Source organism: Actinomadura sp. NPDC023710 (assembly GCF_040639875.1).
Lineage (GTDB): Bacteria > Actinomycetota > Actinomycetes > Streptosporangiales > Streptosporangiaceae > Spirillospora > Spirillospora citrea.
The window spans coordinates 1-19,810 of sequence record NZ_JBFAGB010000042.1; the positions used below are offsets into that span (position 1 = coordinate 1).

Genomic DNA, 19,810 nt, shown 5'->3' on the forward strand with positions numbered 1-19,810 from the left:
CAAAAACAATTTTTTCCCCACCCCCCACCCCACCACCCCGCTCGCCCGACCTCCCCCGCGGCGCGACCCCCCCCCCCCCCGGCCCGGCGCCCCGCCCCGCCCCCCCCCCCCGGGGGGCGGCCGGTCCGCGCTTTCACCGCCTTGGGCCCGCGTCCTCGGACTCGCGCCGCCGCTCCTCGGACGGGTCGGTCCGCAGCCGCGCGTGCAGGCCGCCGTCCACGCGAACGACGTGCCCGTTGAGCTGCGACGCCGCCGAGGACGCCAGGAACAGCGCCGCGTCCGCGACCTCCTCCGGCGCGGTGGTGCGCCCGGCCGGGAGGTCGGTCGCGGGCCGGACCTCCCCGCCGACGCTGGCGGGAGCGATGCAGTTCGCGCGGATGCCGAGTCCGCCCAGTTCTACGGCGATCGCCCGGCTGAGCGCCTCGATTCCCGCCTTGGTCACGTCGTAGGCGCTCTGGTCCTCGTGCGCGCGGGATCCGCCCGGCGAGGACAGGCTGACGATCGTCCCGCCGCGCCCGGCGTCGCGCCAGTGGCGGACCGCCCGCACCGACAGCAGGTACGCCGAGCGCAGGTTGGCGGCGATCACCGCGTCCCAGACGCCGGCGTCGATGTCGATGAACGGGGTGCGCAGCCCCGTCATCGCGGCGTTGTTGACGAGCACGTCCAGGCCGCCGTCCCGCGCGACCCTGGCGAAGACGGCGTCGGCGACGTCCTCGCGGGCCAGGTCGCCGGGCATCGTCGCCACCCGCGGGTCGCCGTCGTGCACCGCGAGGCCGCCGGCGTCCACGTCGACGGCGAGCACGGCGGCGCCCGCGTCGGCGAACCGCCGTACCAGCGCGCGGCCGATCAGCCCCGCCGCGCCGGTGACCAGCACCCGCTCCCCCGTGTAGTCGAACCGGACAGCGCTCATTCGGCCGGGGCCTCCCTCACCTGCGCGACGATCTGCGTCGGGTTGACGAACATCAGGGCGATGACCAGCAGCACCGCCGACAGGGCCATGTAGATGACGGCCATCGCGTCGATGGCCTGGGCGGCGCGGATCCCGGGCGTGAACGCGGCGCTGTACAGCGCGACGACCAGCGTCTGGCTGTCGGCGTCCGCCACCAGGAACGTCAGCTCGAACATGGCGACGGTCCGCACGAGGACCAGGATCCCGGCGGCGAGGATCCCCGGCAGCAGGAGCGGCACCAGCACCCGCGCGAACACCTGCCGGGTGCGGGCGCCGCACATCCGCGCCGCCGACTCCACGTTCGCGTCGATCTGCTCCACGAACGGCGTCATCACCAGCACGACGAACGGCAGCGCCGGGACGAGGTTCGCCGCGATCACGCCCGTCATCGTCCCGGCCAGGTGCACCTTGTACAGGACGGTCGCGAGCGGGATCCCGTAGGTGATCGGCGGCAGCACCACGGGGAGCAGCAGCAGGACCGTCACGATCCGCTTGCCGGGAAAGTCGCGCCGTGCCAGCGCGTACCCGGCCGGGACGCCGACGAGCAGCGACAGCGCGACCACGATCAGCGTGATCTCCAGGGTCGCGGTCAGCACGTCGCCGAGCGCGAACTCCGCCCAGGCGTCGGAGTACCACGCGCCGGTGAAGCCCTGCGGCAGCCACCCGCCGAACCATTTCGTGCCGAACGAGTTCACGACCACGGACAGGATCAGCGCGGCCAGGTTCACCAGGAAGAACGCGACGAACAGCCAGACGGCCCAGCCGCCCGGCCTAATCGTCGGCAGCCGGCGCGGGCGCGAGACGGCGGTCATGATCCCTTACCTCCCGACGCGGGCCCGGTGTAGAGGCGGCCGCGCAGCAGCAGCGTGACCGCGATAACGAGCAGCTCGAACACGCCCATCAGCACGGCGATGGTGGAGGCCATCGAGTAGTCGTACTTCTCGAACGCCGCCTGGTAGGCCGCGATCGCCATCACCCGCGTCTCCCCGGCCGGCTCGCCGACGAGGTTCGCGGACGGGAACACCGAGAACGCCAGCACGAACGCGAGCACGAACGTCGTCGCGAGCCCCGGCGCGAGCAGCGGCAGCACGATCCGCCGCATCCGCTGCCAGGGCCCGGCGCCGAGCGTGGCCGCGGCGCGCTCCAGCGTCGGATCGATGCCCGACATGTAGGCCAGCACCAGCAGGAACGCGAACGGGAACCCGGTGATGAGCAGCGAGAGCAGCACGCCCCAGTAGTTGTAGACGAGCCGGACGGGTTCGTCCACGACGCCGAGGTCGAGCAGCACCCGGTTGAACCAGCCCTTGGGGCCGAGGTAGCGCAGCAGGCCGTCCGCGACCAGGACCGTGCCGAGCGTCACCGGCAGGACGAGGAGCGCCGTCAGCGGCCGCCGGCCGCGGAACCGGCCACGCAGCCGGTACGCGATCGGCACCGACGCGCCGACGTTGATCAGGGCGGCGGGCAGCGCCAGCCTGAGCGTCTTGCCGATGGTGCCGCGCTGGTAGGAGTCGCGGAAGAAGGCGGCGTAGTTGCCGAACGGGCCGCCGCCGTCCTTCGGCTGCAGCGAAAGCCCCACCCCGTACATCATCGGGTAGAGGAACAGCAGCGCGACGACGAGCACGGCGGGCACCAGCAGGAGCAGCACGCGGTCGACGCCGCGCTCGGCGAGCCGGTGCCGCAGGCCGCCGCGCCGGGGCATAGGTGCCTCGCCGCGGGCGGGGGCCTCAACCGCCATCGCGCGCCCCCGTCTCCCCGAGCGCCTCGGCGGCGGGTCCGTCGAGCGCCCGCGCCGCCTCCCGCACGCTCTCCCCGAACACGAGCACGCGCTCGGGCGGGACGGTCAGCGCGACCCGCTCCCCCGGCGCGACCCGCTCCGGCGTCCTGAAATGGATGACGCGTCCGCCGTCCGTCACGGCCTCGGCGGCGACCTCGCGGCCGTGGAACTCCGCCACCTCGACGCGGACCCTCACGAGGTTCTCGGCCGTCGCCGTGTCGGGGGACCCGGCGACCTGGAAGTCCTCCGGCCGGACGGCCGCGACCGCGCGCGGCCCGCCGACCGGCTGCCGGCTCCGCCCGGTCAGGGTCAGCCCGCTCTCGCCGCCGAGCCGGACCGTCCCGTCGCCGGACGACAGGACGGGCAGCTCCAGCAGGTTCCGGTAGCCCATGAACCCGGCGATGTAGGTGCCGGCCGGGTGGGTGTAGACGTCCTCGGGTGTCCCGATCTGCTCGATCCGTCCCGAGCGCAGCACCACGACCCGGTCGGCGAGCGCGAGCGCCTCCTCCTGGTCGTGCGTCACGTAGACGGTGGTCAGTCCGAGATCCTGGTGGATGCGCCGGATCTCGGTGCGCATCTGCACGCGGAGCTTGGCGTCCAGGTTGGACAGCGGCTCGTCCATCAGCACGAGCCTCGGCCGCAGCACGATCGCGCGGGCGATCGCGACCCGCTGCTGCTGGCCGCCCGACAGCTGTCCGGGCAGCCTGCCGGCGTGCTCGGTCAGCTCGACGGTGCGCAGCGCCTCGTCCACCCGCCGCGCGGTCTCCGCCTTCCCGACCCGCCGCACCGACAGCCCGAACGCCACGTTCCTGCGGACGGACAGGTGCGGGAACAGCGCGTAGTTCTGGAACACCATCCCGAACCCGCGCCGCTCCGGCGGCAGCGTGTCGATGCGCTCCTCGTCCAGCCAGATCGCGCCGCCGGACAGCGGCAGCAGCCCGGCCAGGCAGTTCAGCGCGGTGGACTTCCCGCAGCCGGACGGTCCGAGCAGCGCGATGAACTCGCCGCCCTCGATCCGCAGATCGAAACCGCTCAGCGCGGTCGCCTTCCCGAACCGCCGCGTGACGCCGTCCAGGCGCAGCCGCCCGAACCCGGGCCGCGCGTCCCGCTCCGTCGCGGTGCCGAGCGTCATGACTGCTTGACCTTCTGCCCGCCCACCTCGCGGTCCCAGCGGTCGAAGGCGGCGACGAGCGCCTTGGCGTCGAGCGGCGGGGCCTTGGGGCTGCCGGCGATGAGCGAGTCGTACTCCGGGCGGCCGTACTCCTTGATCGCCTTCTGGCTCTCGGCCGGGGCCATGTCGAGCGTCACGCCCTTCACGGCGGGGCCCGGGTAGAAGTAGCCCTTGTCGTAGGTGATCGCCTGCTGCTTCGGCTGGAGCGCGAACTTCACCAGGTCGAGCAGGACGGCGAGCTTCCCGCCGGACACGCCCTTCGGGACGACCATGTAGTGGGCGTCGGTGACCCAGGTGAAACCCTCCAGGGGCTGGATCCGCACGTCCTTCGGCACCTGGCCGAGGACGCGCGGGTTGATGTCCCAGCCGGTGGTGCTGAGGATGATGTCGCGGGTGCCCTCGCCCAGTTCCTTCATCGTCTGCGAGGTGCCGGTCGGGTAGTACTCGATGTAGCGGTCGAGGTCCTTGAGATAGGCCCAGGTCTTGGGCCAGCCGTTCGAGGGGTCCTTGGGGTCGGAGTCCTTGAGGATGTAGGGCAGGCCCATGAGCCACGTCCGTCCGGGGCCTGAGTTGGACGGGCGGGCGTACTCCAGCTTTTTCGGATGCGCCTTCGCCCAGGCCAGCAGGGCCTCGGCCGTCTTCGGCGGGTCCGGGACCCTCTTCGGGTCGTACTCCAGCAGCGGGCCGGAGGGGTAGTACGTCACGACGACGCCCCGGCCCTGCGCGAGGTCCTGCATCTTGGCGGCGGGCTCCAGGTACTGCGACCTCAGATCGGGCAGCTTGGCGGCGTACCTGCCCGCGAGGTCGACCCACAGGTTCTGCTCCAGGCCGGCGGAGAGGCCGTCGGTCCCGGTCAGCACGAGGTCGATGTCGAGGCGTCCGGCGTCCTGCTGCGCCTTGACCTTGCCGGCCAGCTCGGGCGCGGTGGCCTTGGTGTAGGTGATCCTGCCGACGAGCTCCGGATGCTCCTTCCTGTAGTTCTCGAAGATCTGCTGGGTGAGCTGGAGGTTGCCGGCGACGTCGATGATGTTGAGGGTGACGGGCTTGGACGGGAGCCGGACGTCCGAGGCGGCCGGTTCGGAGGCGGCGCCGCCCGAGTCCGGCGCCCCGCAGGCGGTCATCAGCAGGCCGGCGGCTGTGGCGAGGGTGAGGAGTGCGGATCGAGGAGTTCTCATGGCGGATCCTCCAGGCAGGACGTGCGGTCCTACGGGCTGGGCCGGTCACGCCGGCCCGGTGGTGCCTCTGATCAGCAGTCGGGTCGCCAGCTCGGTCGCCGGCGGCAGCGGAGGCGCCTTGGGCGCCCGGGGGTCGAGCATCGCGTGCACGGTCGCGGCGGCCGCCCGCGACAGCGCGTTGACGGGCATGGCCACGCTGGTGAGCGGCGGGTTGGTCATCGAGGCCATCGGGACGTCGTCGAACCCGACGATGCTGAGCTCGCCGGGCACCGGCACGCCGCGCGCGGCGAGCCGGGACAGCACGCCGAGCGCGACCAGGTCGTTGTAGGCGAACACCGCGGTGACGCCCGCGGCGAGCACCTCGTCCGCCGCCCGGTACCCGCCGGTGAAGCGCGGCTCGTACGGGCCGAGGTCCACCGGCTCGATGCCGCGTTCCGCGCAGGCGGCGCCGAGGAACCTGCGCCGCTGCCGGTTGGACCAGGAGTTGGCGGGGCCGGAGAGGTAGGCGCAGCGGCGGTGGCCGAGCGCGTGGACGTGCGCGACCGCCTGCTCCATGCCGGGCCGGAAGTCCAGCAGGACCGAGGGCGCCGCCCCGCTGGTCCGGTTCGCCAGCACCACGGCGGTTCTGGCCGCGACGGCGCGCAGCCGCGCCCCGGTCATGCGCGGGGCGCACAGGATCAGCCCGTCCACCCGCTCCACCATGGCCTCGGCCAGCCGGACCTCCGTCGCGGTGTCCTCGTCGGTGTCGGCCAGGAACACCGCGTACTCGGTGTCCCGGAAGTAGGCCTCGACGCCCTTGATGAACGGCGCGAAGAACGGGTTGGCGATGTCGGGGACGATCAGGCCGACGTTGCGGGTGCGCCCGAGGACCAGCGACTGCGCCGCCCGGTTCGGCCGGTAGCCCAGCCGTTCGGCGCATTCGAGCACGCGCCGCCGGGTCTCGGCGTTCACGAGTTCGGGATTGTTCAGGGCGCGCGACACCGTGGACGGCGACACCCCGGCGAGCCTCGCCACGGCCCGGATCGAGGCCCGGGGGCCCTCGGCGCCGCGGCGCCCGGTCGCGCCTCCGCCGGTGCCCGTACCGCCCATGCCGAGGAGTATGAAAACGTTTGCGGAACAGTGTCAAGAGCCCAGCGGAAAGCCCCCGGCCGGGCGGGGTGGCCGGGGGCTCTCGGTCGGGGCCGGGTCAGGCGGCGCCGCGGCCCGCCTTCTGCGGCGCGGGCTCGTCGGCGACGGCGTCGTCGTCGTGCACGTACCGGCGCCCGCGCAGCAGCGACACCAGCGCCGCCACCAGCGACATCGCGATCGCCAGGCCGAACACGATGACCAGGCCGTGGTGGAACGGCTCGGAGATCAGGTGCGGGAAGTACGAGCGGCCGGTGAGCGTGGCCACGTCGTCCGGCGCGAGCCCGCCGAGCACGTGGAACGGAGCGAGCAGGTTCTGGATCGGGTTGTAGCCGAGGAACGCCGCGAACAGCGTGCCGACCGGCGGCAGTTCGCCCACCCGTGCGGCCGGCCCGGCCGGAACGCCGTGCTCGGTCAGGCCCCGCGCCAGCGTCCTCGGCAGCGTGTCGGCCAGGCCGGCGATCATCAGCGAGAAGAACACGCCGATCGACAGCACCATGCCGGCGTTCATGAAGGTGGCGCGCATCCCCGAGGCCACGCCGCGCTGGTCCGCCGGGACCGAATTCATGATCGCGGTGGTGTTGGGGGCGGCGAACAGCCCGGAGCCGATCCCGTTGAGGAAGATCAGCAGCGCGAAGGTGGTGTACCCGAAGTCGGTCGGGATCACCAGCAGCCCGGCGAACGCCAGCGCCGACAGCACCAGCCCGCCGGAGGCGAACGCGCGGGCGCCGTGCCGGTCGGACAGGTGCCCGGAGATCGGCCCGGCGACCAGGAAGCCGGCGGTGAGCGGCAGCAGGTAGATGCCCGCCCACAGCGGGGTGTCCTCGTAGTCGTAGCCGTGCAGCGGCAGCCAGATGCCCTGCAGCCAGATGATCAGCATGAACTGCATCCCGCCGCGCGAGATCGCGGCGAGCAGCCCGGCCAGATTGCCGGCCGCGAAGGCCCGGATGCGGAACAGGCTCAGGTGGAACATCGGCTGCTCGACCCTGGTCTCGATCCAGCAGAACACCGCCAGGACGGCGAGGCCGCCGATCACCCCGGCGAGCACCCAGGGATTCGTCCAGCCCATGTCGTGCCCGCCGTAGGGCTGGATGCCGTAGGTGATCGCGGCGAGCAGCGCGGTCAGCCCCACCGCGAACGTCACGTTGCCGAGCCAGTCGATCCTCGCGCCCACCGCCCGCTTGGCGGTCTCGACCAGGCTCCGGTACGCCCAGATCGTCCCGACGATCCCGATGGGCGCCGAGGCGAAGAACACCAGCCGCCAGTTGATCTCGCTCAGCAGCCCGCCGGCGACCAGGCCGATGAACGTCCCGGCGATCCCCGCGACCTGGTTGACGCCCATCGCCATGCCGCGCCGGTGGGCGGGGAACGCGTCGGTGAGGATCGCGGCCGAGTTCGCCATCAGCATGGCGCCGCCGATCCCCTGGAGCACCCGCCAGCCGATGAGCCAGAGCGCACCGGCGCCCCCGTGCAGCGGGTCGAGCGCCAGGACGAGCGTCCCGACCGTGAAGACCGCGAACCCGGCGTTGTACATCCGGACGCGCCCGAACATGTCCCCGAGCCGCCCGAGTGTCACCACCAGCACGGCCGAGACGAGCATGTAGCCCATCAGCATCCAGAGCAGGTAGCTGACATTGCCCGGTTCGAGGGGGTTCAGATGGATGCCGCGGAAGATCGCCGGCAGCGAGATGATCACGATCGATGAGTTGACCGTGGCCAACAGCATGCCCAGCGTCGTGTTGCTCAGCGCGATCCACGAATAGTGCTTGGACGGCACGCCGCCCCCTCCCCATCTCAGATAGTTTCTTACGCTAACTAATCATAACCCCGTCGTATCCGACCAGTCCGGATAGGCTTCCTCCAGTGGACGGACGACACCGGCTGGACCTCACCGACGAGCGGCTCATCGCCTTCTGGCGGGAACGCCACCTGTGCACCCTCGTCACCCTCCGCCCGGACGGCACCCCGCACTCGGTCCCCGTCGGCGCGACGCTGGACGCCGGCACCGTCCGCGTGATCACCTCGGCCTCCTCGGCGAAGGCCCGCCACGTTCGCGACGCCGGCGCTTCCGGCCTGCCCGTCGCCGTCACCCAGGTGGACGGCCGCCGCTGGTCGACCATCGAGGGCCGCGCCGTCCTGCGGACCGACCCGGCCTCCGTCGCGCACGCGGAGGACCTCTACACCGCCCGCTACAAGCCGCCGCGCCCGAACCCGAACCGCGTCGTCATAGAGATCACCGCCACTCGGGTCCTGGGCAACCTCTGACACCGCCCCGAGCGGGCGGGGTCAGTAGGCGTAGGCGACCGAGCAGCCCAGGCCACTCCCCGAGGCGTCCGCGAAGAGGCCGTCACGCACCCTGCCGAAGGAGTCGACTCCTCCCAGACAGGCGTACCGGGGGTGGTCGTCGGTGGCGATGATGAAGGCCGTCACGACGTTCGGTCCGCTCTTGTAGGTCTGGGTGACCTTCATCGGCCTGCCGGCGGAGAAGGAGAAGATGACGGAGCTCGGCGGCCGCGCCTTCTTCATCGCGCCGTAGCCCGCCCGCCCGTCCGGGTTCATCACGGCGGTGGTGACCGCCGCGGAGTCGTCGGGTTGCCGGAACAGGACGCGGCCGCCCCGCAGGTCGGCGCCTCGCACGCCCGTGTCCAGGGCGTGCACGGTGACGTTCCCGACTCCGCGCTCATGGAAGGGGCCGGGTTCGGCCTCCGACCGCACATCCCCGATGGTGTAGCCGAGCGTGCGGTCGTCCCGCGCCCAGACGATCTCACCGACGACGGAGGGGGCGGCCGTGCTCCAGGTTCGCCGCCGGCCCGAACCGAGGTCGAGGACGGTGACCGTCGCCTGGGGCTGAGCGGCCTGCGCGCAGGGGGCCGTCGCGTAGGCGAGCCGTTCACCGTCCGGGCTCATGGCCAGCCCGGCCACACGTGCCGTGACGCTGTCCGCGGTGAGCGGCGCGAGTTCCTTCACCTTGCCGTCGCCGGCGAGGCGGAACCGGTAGAACCGCGTCGCGCACGACTTCTCCTCGAAGGCGGAGAGCACGAACGTTGCCTCCGGTCCCGCGATGACCGACTGCGCCGCGCCGGCCGATCGCGGCGCGGGCACCGAGTCCACGGGCCGCACTCCACCCTTGGCCGCTCTGACCCGGAACCACGGCTTCGGCCCGCGCCCCGGAGGGGCTCCGCCGATCTCTCCGACCGCGATGATGAAGCGCGGCATGCGCTGCTCGCCGGCCGGTCCGGTGGCCGTCGACCCGTCCGCCAGCAGGTGCACCGCGCCGATGGAGGCGGCGACCGACACGGCCAGCGCCAGCGGGGCCGCCCATCGCCGGATGAACCATGACCTCGGCCGGGCCCCCTGTGACTCGTCTCCTTCGTCCGCCATTCGATGATCATGCCTTCCGGAACCGCCGCCGCGTCGCCGTTTCGCACCGGACGCGGTGCCCCGCAGGACCGCGACGGAGAGCGCCAGGGTGCCGCGCACCTGATGGGCACGGTCCATCCGGGAGCATCGCCGGTTCCCGGGGCGACGCGACCGGATCCGGACAGGGCGGATCCGGAGTCAGCCGCGGGCGGTGGCGACGGCCGCCTGGCCGAGGCTGATGCCGCCGTCGTTGGGAGGGACGCGGTGGTGGGTCAGCACCTCGAAGCCCGCGCCGGCGAGGCCGGAGACGGCGCGGTCGAGCAGGAGCATGTTCTGGAACACGCCACCGGAGAGCGCGACCGTGCCGATGCCCGTCTCCGCCCTGATGCGGGAGGCGGCGGTGACGACGAGCGCAGCGACGCCGTTGTGGAAGCGCGCGGCGATCGTCGGGACGGGGACGTTCGCCTTGAGGTCGGCCAGCACCGCGTCCAGGAACTCTCCGCCCGCGACGGTGAAGCCGGTCCCGCCGTTCAGGGACGCCGAATATGTGCCGGTTTCGGCGATGTCGGCGCACTGCTCCAGCTCGATGGCGGCCTGCCCCTCGTAGTTGACGCGGTCGCGGACGCCGAGGACGGCGGCGACCGCGTCGAAGAGGCGGCCCATGCTGGAGGTCGGCGGGGCGTTGACGCCGCGCCGGGCGAGGGCGGTGACCGCGGCCCATTCGGGGCGGCGGGCCACCGGCAGGTCGTCCGGGACCCCGTAGGCCGCCGCCATGCGCCACGGCTCGCGGATCGCGGCGGCGCCGCCGGGCAGCGGAACCGGTTCCAGATGCCCGGCGCGCTCGAAGCCGCGCAGGTCGGCGACCAGGAACTCGCCGCCCCACAGGGTGCCGTCGGTCCCGTACCCGGTGCCGTCGAACGCCACGCCGATCACCGGGCCGTCCGCGCCGTTGTCGGCGAGGCAGGAGGCGATGTGCGCGTGGTGGTGCTGGACGGCGACCCCGGGCAGGTCCTGGTCGAGCGCGTACTTCGTGGACAGGTACTCCGGGTGCGGGTCGTAGGCGATCAGCTCGGGCGCGATGTCGAACAGCCGCCGGAAGTGCTCGATGCCCTCCTCGAAGGCGCGGAGCGTCTCGTGGTTCTCCAGGTCGCCGATGTGGTGGGAGACGAACGCCCGGCCGTCGCGGGTCAGGCAGAACGTGTTCTTCAGCTCCGCGCCGCACGCCAGCACCGGGCGGCCGGCGGGGACGGCAATCGGCTCCGGCGCGTAGCCGCGGGACCGCCGGACGGGCAGCGTCCGGCCGTGGAACGCCCGCATCACCGAGTCGTCGGTCCGGGTGTGGATGGGCCGGTCGTGCACGAGGAAGGCGTCGGCGATGCCGGCGAGCCGTTCCAGGGCGTCCTCGTCTCGGTAGGCGATCGGCTCGTCCGAGACGTTTCCGCTGGTCAGAACGATGGGCTCGGTGACGAGCAGGTGGTGCAGCGGGGTGTAGGGCAGCATGAGGCCGACGGACCGGTTGCCCGGTGCGACCGCGTCCGCGAGGGCCGCGTCCGGTCGGCGCCGCGCCGGCACGATCGGGCGGCGCGGTCCGGTGAGCAACGCCTCCTCGGCCGCCGTGAGTTCGCACAGGTCCCGCGCCGCCTCCAGGTCGGGGACCATCACGGCGAACGGCTTGTCCTCGCGGTGCTTGCGGGAGCGCAGCGCGGCCACCGCGCCGCGGTCCGCCGCCCGTGCCGCGAGGTGGTAGCCGCCGAGTCCCTTGACGGCGAGGACCGCGCCGTCCGCGAGCACCGTCCGCGCGGCGTCCAGGGGATCGCCGGCATGGGGGCGCAGGGTGAGGGACGGACCGCAGGCGGGGCAGCACACCGGCTGGGCGTGGAACCTGCGGTCGGCCGGGTCACGGTACTCGGCGGCGCACGGCCCGCACATCGCGAAGCCCGCCATGGTCGTGTTCGGACGGTCGTACGGAACGCCCGTGACGATCGTGAAGCGCGGCCCGCAGCCGGTGCAGTTGATGAACGGGTACCGGTGGCGCCGGTCGCCCGGATCGCGCATCTCGCGCAGGCAGTCGTCGCAGGTCGCCGCGTCCCACGACACGAGGGCCCGGCGCTCACCCGACGCGTCGCTTCCCACGATGGCGAAGCCGCCGCGCCCGACGGCGTCCAGCTCCCGCGTCGTGACGCGCTCGACGAGGGCGAGCCGGGGCGGGCGCGTGCGCAGCCCGTCCAGGAAGCGCCCGACCTCGTCGGGGGCGCCCTCGACCTCGATGAACACGCCGCCCGCGTCGTTGCCGACCAGCCCCGACAGCCCGAGGCCGGTCGCGAGACCGTGCACGAACGGCCGGAACCCGACGCCCTGCACGACTCCTTCGACGCGGACACCGACCCTGACGTCCACCCCGCCATTCTGCCTCGCCGGTCACCGCCGACGGCTGAAGGCGGCTACAGGGCGTGTCTCAATGACGACTTCGCGAAGGGCGGGGCGGACGCCGGGCGCGCTCGGCGCCGGAGGTCACTGCTCCCCGGTGTACATGGCGATGGTGAAGTCCGCCGCGGTGCGGGCGGTGGCCTCGTCGGCGCCGGCCGCGACGTCGGCGGCGTACCAGCCCTCACCGGCCTGCCGCGCGAACTCGCGGCCCTCCTCGGACATGGCCCAGGCGTCGCCGAGCTTGGCCCGGGCGTCCTCGCCGGACTCCACGTGGATGGTGAGGCCGAGGAGCCCCATGTCCCAGCCGATGCCGACGACGCCCGGGCCGAACTGGTTCTGCGAAGGGTCGACGAGGGCGGTGTGCTCCAGCTCGAACCGGGTCCGGCCGTCCGCCTCGGGGGTCAGCCGGACCTCGATCCAGGTGGTCTGGCCGCCGTACTCCCACGTCGCCGCGAACCCCTTCGGCGGGTCGCAGCGCTCGATCGTCCCGCTGGCGTTGCCCTCCAGCTGGAAGCGGCCGCCGAGGCGCAGGTCGCCGGAGACCGGCAGGAACCAGCGGGAGATCCGCTCGGGGTCGGTGACGGCGTTCCACAGGTCGTCGACGCCGGTGTCGTAGACCCTGCTGATCGTCGCGGTCCTCGCGGTGCCGGACTCCAGCGCCTTCTCGCCCACCGTGCGGGTGACGGTGTTGATCTGGCCGGTGACTTCGATCATGTCTCGCTCCCTGGGTCGTCGTGATGCGTACGGTGTGCGCGCTTCCCACGGGCGATCTCGGTCGCCAGGGCGTCCAGACGCGGCGTCCAGGACCGGCGGAAGCGTTCGAGCCACGCGTCGATCTCCTGCAGAGGTGCTGAGTCGACAGCGTAGAGCCGGCGCGTCCGCTCCGCCCGCACGACGGCGAATCCGTTGTCGCGCAGCACCCTCAGATGCTGCGACACCGCGGGCTGGGAGATCCCGAACTCCCTCCGGACGGCCGCCGTGACCTCACCGGACGAGCGCTCGCCGCCGGCGAGCAGCTCGAGGATCCGGCGCCGGACGGGATCGCCCACCACATCGAATGCGTGCACGTGACCCAAGTTACAGGCTTGGCTTATATAAGCCAAATCTCAAGTTCAGTGTCCGGCGAGAAGCTGCTCGAACGGCACGGGCGCCTCGTACGGGTCGTCCTTCACCGGGGCCGGCCGGGCCTCCACCAGGGCGGCCAGTTCGGCGCCGGCCCGGGCGACGCGCTCCGGCAGGGCCGTCTCGGCGCTCCCCCAGTCCTCGGACGCCGCGTAGACACCGGTCGGGACGACGCTAGCGCGCAGGTACGCGAACAGGGGCCGCATCGCGTAATCGATGGCCAGAGAGTGCCGGGCGGTGCCGCCGGTCGCGCCGAGCAGTACCGGCGTGCCGTCCAGGGAGCCGCGCTCCAGGACGTCGAAGAAGGTCTTGAACAACCCGCTGTAGGACGCGTTGAAGACCGGCGTCACGGCGATGAGGCCGTCGGCGTTCGCCACCGTCTCGACGGCGGAGCGGAACGTCCCGGACGGGAAGCCGGTCAGGGTCGCGTCGACCATCGCGTGCGCGTGGTCGCGCAGCTCGATCGTCTCGACGGTCGCGTCCCCGCGGAGGGCGCCGGCCGCCGCCTCGGCGAGCCGGTCGGCCAGGAGCCGGGTGGACGAGGGCTGCCCGAGCCCGGCGGAGACGACGGCGAGGGCGGTCATCGCACCTCCTCGACGAGGCGGGACGCGTGGGTCGGGGCGGTCGCCGGGACGTGCGCCGGACGCAGCGCCTCGAACTCCTTGCGCAGCACGGGCACGACCTCCTCCCCCAGCATGTCGATCTGCTCCAGGACCGTCTTCAGCGGCAGCCCCGCGTGGTCCATCAGGAACAGCTGGCGCTGGTAGTCGCCGAAGTGGTCGCGGAACGTCAGCGTCTTGTCGATGACCTGCTGCGGGCTGCCGACCGTGAGCGGCGTCTCCGCGGTGAACTCCTCCAGCGACGGCCCGTGCCCGTAGACCGGCGCGTTGTCGAAGTACGGGCGGAACTCGCGGACGGCGTCCTGGGAGTTCCTGCGCATGAACACCCGCCCGCCGAGGCCGACGATCGCCTGGTCGGCGGAGCCGTGCCCGTAGTGCTCGTAGCGCCGCCGGTACAGCCCGATCAGGCGCTGGAAGTGGTCCGTCGGCCAGAAGATGTGGTTGGCGAAGAAGCCGTCGCCGTAGAAGGCGGCCTGCTCGGCGATCTCCGGGCTGCGGATCGAGCCGTGCCAGACGAACGGCGGGACGCCGTCCAGCGGCCGCGGCGTCGAGGTGAACGACTGCAGCGGCGTGCGGTGCTCGCCCTCCCAGTCGACGACGTCCTCGCGCCAGAGCCGGTGCAGGAGGTGGTAGTTCTCGATGGCGAGCGGGATGCCGTCGCGAATGTCCTTGCCGAACCAGGGATAGACGGGGCCGGTGTTGCCGCGGCCCATCATCAGGTCCACCCGGCCGTCGGCGAGGTGCTGGAGCATCGCGAAGTCCTCGGCGATCTTCACCGGGTCGTTCGTGGTGATCAGCGTGGTCGCGGTGGACAGGATCAGCCGCTCGGTGCGCGCCGCGATGTAGCCGAGCATCGTGGTCGGGGAGGACGGCACGAACGGGGGGTTGTGGTGCTCGCCGGTCGCGAAGACGTCCAGGCCCGCCTCCTCGGCCTTGAGCGCGATCGCCACCATGGCCTTGATCCGCTCGGCCTCGGTCGAAACCCGCCCGTCGGTCGGGTCGGGGGTGACGTCGCCGACCGTGAAGATCCCGAACTGCATGCCGGCCTCCAAATAGTAGAACTTTCAATTATTCTACCGAACCCCGGCCCCCCGGCGGGTATTCCTGCCCCGCCCTCCGGGAGGACGAGCGTGATCGACGCCGGACCACCGGCTCGCGCACGCCTGCTAGGCGGCGGGAAGCGGTCGCAGCGGAGCCGGACGCGGCACGGCGGGCAGGAAGAGGCGCCCGCTGAGCGCGCCCCGGACCGTCTGGACGCCTGCCACGGCCCAGGCCGTGACGAGGAGGAGGTAGAGGAGCACGGCCACGTCGGTCAGCGCGTCCAGGCCGGTGATCCGCGACAGGCCGGACGCGCCGGTCACGCACGTCCCGACCGGGAAGGTGAACGCCCACCACGTCATCGCGAACGGCATGCCGCCGCGCAGCGCCCGCAGGTTCGCGGTCGCCGCGATGACCAGCCAGAGCAGCGCGAAGCCCATCACCGGAGCGCCGTAGAGGACGGCGAACGCGCGCGTCGCCGCCGCGTACCCGGGAGCGGCCGCCCCCGCGGCATTCGCGATCTGCACGACGGCCGTGGTGGACTGCCCGAGCGGCCCGAGCACGAGGAACAGCGTCGGGGTGAGGGCGACCGGTGACGGCGGGCCGCCGGCGAGCCGCGCCCAGATCCCGGGCAGCAGGACCAGCGTGGCCAGCAGGCTCGCGCCGAACAGGGCGTAGCAGCCGAACAGCAGCGTGGCGCGGGCCTGCCCCTCCGGCAGGTGCGGGACGAGCGCGGGCCCGAGCGCCGCGGCGACCATCGGGGCGACGACGGGCAGCAGCCAGGTCGGGTCCGCGGGCCCGAGCCGGTGCCTGGTGATCATGAGGTAGGGGACGCCGGCGGCGGCCAGCGCGGCGTAGAGCGTCCCGAGCGTCCAGAGGACGGTGTCCAGGGCGATCGCCGCCTGGGCGCCGATCACCTCGGGGCCGAGCATGAGCGTCCCGTAGCCGACGGCGAGCATCGCCATCGGCGGGCAGCCGTAGAACACGGCCGTGGCGGGGTTGTCCAGGAGCTGGAACCGCGCCACGTCCGCGTGGCGGGTGAAGTGGACGGCGCGCGCCGCCATGAGCGCCACGAGCATCAGCAGCGAGCCCGCCCACACGACCACGGCGAAGGCGTGCAGGCCGGGGACGTCCACCGGCAGCGCGTTCGCCCCGTTCGCAACGATCGACGTGCCCATGACGGCCGCGTACCAGTTGGGGCCGAGATGCCGGAACACCTCGGTGGGGCGGTCGAGCGCGCCCAGCAGGGAGCGGTTCGGGGTGGGGAGGCTCATGGCGTCCAGGTTCCCCTGCATTCGCCCCCGTCAGTAGAGGTCATAGCTCTATGAGGTCATAAAGCGGGCCTATGGGTCCGTAGAATCGCGGTCATGGCCGTCTCGCACCGCGTCCCCGACCTCGGCGCCCTCGAACTGCTGCTCGCCGTCGTCCGGCTGGGCAGCGTCGGGCGCGCGGCGGCCGAGCTCGGCGTCACCCAGCCCGCCGCCAGCGCCCGGATCCGCTCGATGGAGCGGCAGATCGGCGTGGCGCTGCTCGAACGGTCGCCGCGCGGCTCCCGTCCCACCGAGGAGGGCGCGCTAGTCGCCGAGTGGGCCCGGCAGGTGGTCGCGGCGGCGGAGGCGCTCGACGCGGGGCTCGACGCGCTGCGCGAGCGGCGCGACGGGCGGCTACGCGTCGTGGCGAGCCTCACGGTCGCCGAGTACCTGATGCCCGGCTGGCTGGTGACGCTCAGGACCGTCCGCCCCGGCGTCGCGGTGACCCTGCGCACCGCCAACTCGACCTTGGTCGCCGAGCAGGTGCGCCGCGGCGGCGCGGACCTCGGGTTCGTGGAGGGGGCGCGCACGCCGTCCGGACTGCACGGCACCGTCGTCGCCACCGACCGGCTCGTCGTCGTGGTCGGCCCGCGGCATCCCTGGGCGCGGCGGCGCTCCGGGGTCCCGGCCGCCGAGCTGGCGCGGACGCCGCTCGTCCTGCGCGAGGAGGGGTCGGGCACCCGCGAGGTCCTGGACCGGGCGCTGGCCGCGCACGGCGGGACGGCGCCGCCGATGCTTCAGCTCGCGTCCACCACCGCGCTCAAGGCCGCGGCCGTCTCCGGCGCCGGGCCGGTCGTGGTGAGCGATCTGGCCGTCGCCGACGAGGTGGCCGCCGGGCGGCTGGTCTGCGTCCCCGTCCCCGAACTGGACCTCTCACGCCCGCTGCGCGCGGTCTGGCCGGCCGGCCGGCGTCCCGCCGGCCCCGCCCGCGACCTCCTGGGCCTGACCCGCGCCTCCCGCCCCGGCGCCTAGTCGCGACCCGGCCGCTTCGGGCCGGGGACGGCCGGTCGGGCCGGCGGTCAGCGGTCGAGCGGGACGTCGGCGGCGGCGAGCACGGCCTGGATCTCCAGCGCGATCGCGATCTCGTCGCCGAGCATGACCCGGTCGCCCTGCAGCGGGATGTTGAACTCGATGCCGAAGTCGCGGCGGCTGATGGAGGCGGTCGCGGTGAAGCCCGCGCGGACGCCGCCCCACGGGTCGGGGCCCACGCCGTGGAACTCGGTCAGCAGCCGGACCGGGCGGGTGACGTTCCTGATCGTCAGGTCGCCGTGCAGGTGGTAGCGGGGCGTCCGGGCGCGGCGGCCGATCCTGGCACGTTCCACACCGGTACCGGCGAAGCTCATCACCGGGTGGCGGCGCACGTCCAGGAAGTCGGCGGAGCGGACGTGCTCGTCCCGCTCGGCGCTGCGGGTGTCGATCGAGCCCATCCGGATCTCCGCGCGGGCGGTGGAGTCGAACGGGTCCTCCCCGATCACGACCTCGCCCTCGAAGTCCGGGAACGAGCCGCGCACCGTCGTCATCAGGTGCCGGACCGAGAAGGTGATCTCGGAGTGGACCGGGTCGACGGTCCAGCGGCCGGCTTCGAGGTCGGGCACCTCGCCACCCATAAATCCCCCCAAAAATCTGCGAACCTGGCAAAAGTACCCCAAAACTCATCCTGGTCTGTTCCGGGCCTCAGGGGGAATGCTTCGGACATGATCGGTGAACATGTGCTCGCCGGATACGTTCCCGACGCGGGCGGCCGGGAGGCACTCGACCTCGCCCGCGGGATCGTCGCGCTGACCGGCGGCCGGCTGAGCGTGGCGACCGTCCATCCGCCGGACCTCCCGGCCGCGGCGGGCGAGGCCCGCGCGCTCCTGGACCAGGCGGCCGACCTCCTGGACGGCGAGCCGGCGGACCTGCTCGTCCAGGAGGGCCGCAGCGTCGGCCGCGGCCTGACCGTGCTCGCCAGCCGGATCGGCGCCGATCTGATCGTCGTCGGCTCCCCCGAGGGCGGCGCCCGCGGCCGGATCGGCGTCGGCGCCGCCGCCGACCACCTGCTCCACTCGGCGACCGAGGCCGTGATGCTCGCCCCGTCCGGCCACCGGTCGCCCGACGAGCTGGGCCGGATCACGGTCATGTACGTGCGGCGGCCCCAGTGCGACGAGGCGGTCATCCGCGCCGCGCAGGCCGCCGACCGCCTGGAGGTGCCCCTCCGGCTCGTGACCCTGGCCATCGGCGACGTCAACCCCGAACCGCTCCGCGACGACCTCGCGCTCGCCATCCGGCTCGCCCTGGACTCCGCGGACCTGCTCCCCGAGGACGTCACCGCCGAGGTGGCCGAGGGCGACGACGTGGCGGACGCACTGGAGGACGTGGACTGGCCCGAGGGCGAGCTGCTCGTCTGCGCGTCCAGCGAGGACGCCGCAGCCCACCGGGTCTTCCTGGGCGAGGTGGCCCTCAAGGTCCTGCGCGCCGCGCCCTGTCCGGTCACCGTCCTCCCGCGAGGCTACTACTGAGTAGTCCCTTTTGACCGGTTCCATGGAACCGCTTGCCGCCCACCGTTTACCTCGGCTACATTCCGTCGAGATCGGAACGTGACCTTGGAACGCGGCACGTTCCGTCCCCCGGTCGGGCGCCACCTCGCCCGAACGAGCGAGGCGCGTCAGGAGCGAGATGGACCCGATCGGCAAGAAGCTGCTCGACATCGCCACGAAGGAGCTCGGGTACACCGAGAAAGGCGACGGCTACACCAAGTTCGGCGAGTGGTACCGCAAGAACCTCGACGGCGACCACGACGAGTACTTCTCGACGGCGCCCTGGTGCGACATGTTCCTCGCCTGGGCCGCCGACAAGGCCGACGTCACCGGCCAGGCCGGGCAGTTCGCCTCCACCGTCGACCACGCCAAGTGGTTCAAGAAGAACGACGCCTGGGGCCACGACCCCGAACCCGGCGCCATCGTCTTCTACGACTGGAACGGCTCCGGCGACATCGACCAGGTCGACCACGTCGGCATCGTCGAGAAGGTCGACGGCCACACCCTCCACACCATCGAGGGCAACGCCGACGGCTACAAGCTCATGCGCAAGACCCGCGACATGGACTCCGTCGTCGGCTTCGGCTACCCGTCCAAGATCAAGGTCGAGGCCAAGTACGCCCCGAAGCACGCCGCCCCCGCCCCCACCGTCGACCAGGTCGGCGCCCCCGCCGTCTCGACGCGCACCCACGAGCAGCAGCACTCCCCCGCCCCCGAGCACGTCCCCGCCCAGGAGGTCGTCCTCGGCGGCATCCTCGCCTTCGTCCTGTGCGGCACCGTGGCCCTCGCCGCCGGCCGCGTCGCCGCCGCGAAGGCCCCGACGTCCCCGCCCATCCGCGTCCGCAAGCGCGGCAAGCACCACCGCCCGGCCACTCCCGTCGCCCTCCCGGCCGACGTCACCCCCGCCGACCTCGACGCCGCGGACGCCGGCACCACCCTGATGCCCGCCATCTCGCTCGCCGCCGCCCACGAGGCCGAGGACCGCGAGTTCTGGGGCCGCATCGCCCACCTCGAAGAGGACGGCGAACTCGACTTCTGGAACACCCTGCACGCCGAGCTCACCGACTCGGCATCCGACCGGTACGCAAGCACTCCGGGATTCCGCTAGAGTTGTTCGTGCGAGCCCGGGGGGCGACCCCCGGACCGGCACGCGGACGTGGCTCAGTTGGTAGAGCATCACCTTGCCAAGGTGAGGGTCGCGGGTTCGAATCCCGTCGTCCGCT

At 72.8% G+C, this 19,810-nt stretch carries 19 protein-coding genes and 1 tRNA gene; 5 read left to right on the forward strand and 15 right to left on the reverse strand.

Going from position 1 to position 19,810, the window contains the following annotated elements; translation table 11 throughout:
• Positions 1-133 precede the first annotated feature (133 nt).
• From AB0H37_RS35895 to AB0H37_RS35925, 7 genes are all read right to left on the reverse strand, one after another.
• On the reverse strand, positions 134-910 hold the full coding sequence (locus tag AB0H37_RS35895) for an SDR family oxidoreductase (protein WP_360617128.1): 777 nt from the start codon (positions 908-910) through the stop codon (positions 134-136).
• On the reverse strand, positions 907-1,761 hold the full coding sequence (locus AB0H37_RS35900; RefSeq protein WP_360617129.1) for an ABC transporter permease subunit: 855 nt from the start codon (positions 1,759-1,761) through the stop codon (positions 907-909). The genes AB0H37_RS35895 and AB0H37_RS35900 overlap by 4 nt, the downstream gene beginning before the upstream one ends.
• Positions 1,758-2,648, reverse strand: a complete 891-nt coding sequence (locus AB0H37_RS35905) for an ABC transporter permease subunit (RefSeq protein WP_360617130.1) — start codon at positions 2,646-2,648, stop codon at positions 1,758-1,760. The genes AB0H37_RS35900 and AB0H37_RS35905 overlap by 4 nt, the downstream gene beginning before the upstream one ends.
• A 25-nt stretch (positions 2,649-2,673) precedes the next feature.
• Positions 2,674-3,855 (reverse strand): ABC transporter ATP-binding protein, encoded by a 1,182-nt coding sequence (locus tag AB0H37_RS35910; protein WP_329089033.1) that lies wholly within the window; start codon positions 3,853-3,855, stop codon positions 2,674-2,676.
• Entirely contained in the window at positions 3,852-5,069 is a 1,218-nt protein-coding gene (locus AB0H37_RS35915) for an extracellular solute-binding protein (protein WP_329089032.1), read from the reverse strand. The genes AB0H37_RS35910 and AB0H37_RS35915 overlap by 4 nt, the downstream gene beginning before the upstream one ends.
• 45 nt (positions 5,070-5,114) lie before the next feature.
• Positions 5,115-6,158: a LacI family DNA-binding transcriptional regulator gene (locus AB0H37_RS35920; RefSeq protein WP_329089030.1), complete on the reverse strand. Its 1,044-nt coding sequence runs from the start codon at positions 6,156-6,158 to the stop codon at positions 5,115-5,117.
• A 97-nt stretch (positions 6,159-6,255) separates the two neighbouring features.
• Positions 6,256-7,971: an MFS transporter gene (locus AB0H37_RS35925; RefSeq protein ID WP_360617131.1), complete on the reverse strand. Its 1,716-nt coding sequence runs from the start codon at positions 7,969-7,971 to the stop codon at positions 6,256-6,258.
• 86 nt (positions 7,972-8,057) lie between these two features.
• Here AB0H37_RS35925 and AB0H37_RS35930 point away from each other — a divergent pair, with 86 nt between their 5' ends.
• On the forward strand, positions 8,058-8,459 hold the full coding sequence (locus tag AB0H37_RS35930) for a PPOX class F420-dependent oxidoreductase (RefSeq protein ID WP_329089025.1): 402 nt from the start codon (positions 8,058-8,060) through the stop codon (positions 8,457-8,459).
• Positions 8,460-8,480: 21 nt separating this feature from the next.
• On the opposite strand, the gene AB0H37_RS35935 is transcribed toward AB0H37_RS35930, so the two are convergent.
• The 7 genes from AB0H37_RS35935 to AB0H37_RS35965 all read right to left on the reverse strand — a co-directional run bounded on the left by AB0H37_RS35935 (position 8,481) and on the right by AB0H37_RS35965 (position 16,035).
• Positions 8,481-9,575 carry a hypothetical protein gene (locus AB0H37_RS35935; RefSeq protein ID WP_360617132.1) on the reverse strand — a complete coding sequence of 365 codons (1,095 nt, stop codon included), beginning with the start codon at positions 9,573-9,575 and terminating at the stop codon, positions 8,481-8,483.
• Positions 9,576-9,752: 177 nt separating this feature from the next.
• On the reverse strand, positions 9,753-11,951 hold the full coding sequence (gene hypF / locus AB0H37_RS35940; protein WP_360617133.1) for a carbamoyltransferase HypF: 2,199 nt from the start codon (positions 11,949-11,951) through the stop codon (positions 9,753-9,755).
• Positions 11,952-12,065: 114 nt separating this feature from the next.
• Entirely contained in the window at positions 12,066-12,695 is a 630-nt protein-coding gene (locus AB0H37_RS35945; protein WP_179835814.1) for an SRPBCC family protein, read from the reverse strand.
• On the reverse strand, positions 12,692-13,048 hold the full coding sequence (locus AB0H37_RS35950; RefSeq protein ID WP_329089018.1) for a metalloregulator ArsR/SmtB family transcription factor: 357 nt from the start codon (positions 13,046-13,048) through the stop codon (positions 12,692-12,694). Before AB0H37_RS35950 ends, AB0H37_RS35945 begins: the two co-directional genes overlap by 4 nt.
• 45 nt (positions 13,049-13,093) lie before the next feature.
• Positions 13,094-13,687: an FMN reductase gene (locus tag AB0H37_RS35955; protein WP_329089016.1), complete on the reverse strand. Its 594-nt coding sequence runs from the start codon at positions 13,685-13,687 to the stop codon at positions 13,094-13,096.
• Positions 13,684-14,763 (reverse strand): LLM class flavin-dependent oxidoreductase, encoded by a 1,080-nt coding sequence (locus tag AB0H37_RS35960; RefSeq protein ID WP_360617135.1) that lies wholly within the window; start codon positions 14,761-14,763, stop codon positions 13,684-13,686. Before AB0H37_RS35960 ends, AB0H37_RS35955 begins: the two co-directional genes overlap by 4 nt.
• Before the next feature lie 126 nt (positions 14,764-14,889).
• Entirely contained in the window at positions 14,890-16,035 is a 1,146-nt protein-coding gene (locus AB0H37_RS35965; RefSeq protein ID WP_360617136.1) for a TDT family transporter, read from the reverse strand.
• Positions 16,036-16,128: 93 nt separating this feature from the next.
• Between AB0H37_RS35965 and AB0H37_RS35970 the strand changes: the two genes are divergently transcribed.
• A complete protein-coding gene (locus AB0H37_RS35970) occupies positions 16,129-17,043 on the forward strand; it encodes a LysR family transcriptional regulator (protein ID WP_360617137.1) in 915 nt (304 codons plus the stop codon).
• A gap of 47 nt (positions 17,044-17,090) precedes the next feature.
• Here the strand turns inward: AB0H37_RS35970 and AB0H37_RS35975 are convergent, their stop codons facing one another.
• The gene (locus tag AB0H37_RS35975) at positions 17,091-17,666 is read right to left on the reverse strand and encodes a YceI family protein (RefSeq protein WP_360617139.1); all 576 of its coding nucleotides are present in this window, start codon (positions 17,664-17,666) and stop codon (positions 17,091-17,093) included.
• A gap of 99 nt (positions 17,667-17,765) precedes the next feature.
• Between AB0H37_RS35975 and AB0H37_RS35980 the strand changes: the two genes are divergently transcribed.
• The 3 genes from AB0H37_RS35980 (at position 17,766) to AB0H37_RS35990 (ending at position 19,810) form a co-directional block, all read left to right on the forward strand.
• A complete protein-coding gene (locus AB0H37_RS35980; protein ID WP_329089010.1) occupies positions 17,766-18,569 on the forward strand; it encodes a universal stress protein in 804 nt (267 codons plus the stop codon).
• Positions 18,570-18,726: 157 nt separating this feature from the next.
• A complete protein-coding gene (locus AB0H37_RS35985) occupies positions 18,727-19,695 on the forward strand; it encodes a CHAP domain-containing protein (protein WP_360617140.1) in 969 nt (322 codons plus the stop codon).
• 42 nt (positions 19,696-19,737) lie between these two features.
• Positions 19,738-19,810 (forward strand) — tRNA-Gly (locus AB0H37_RS35990).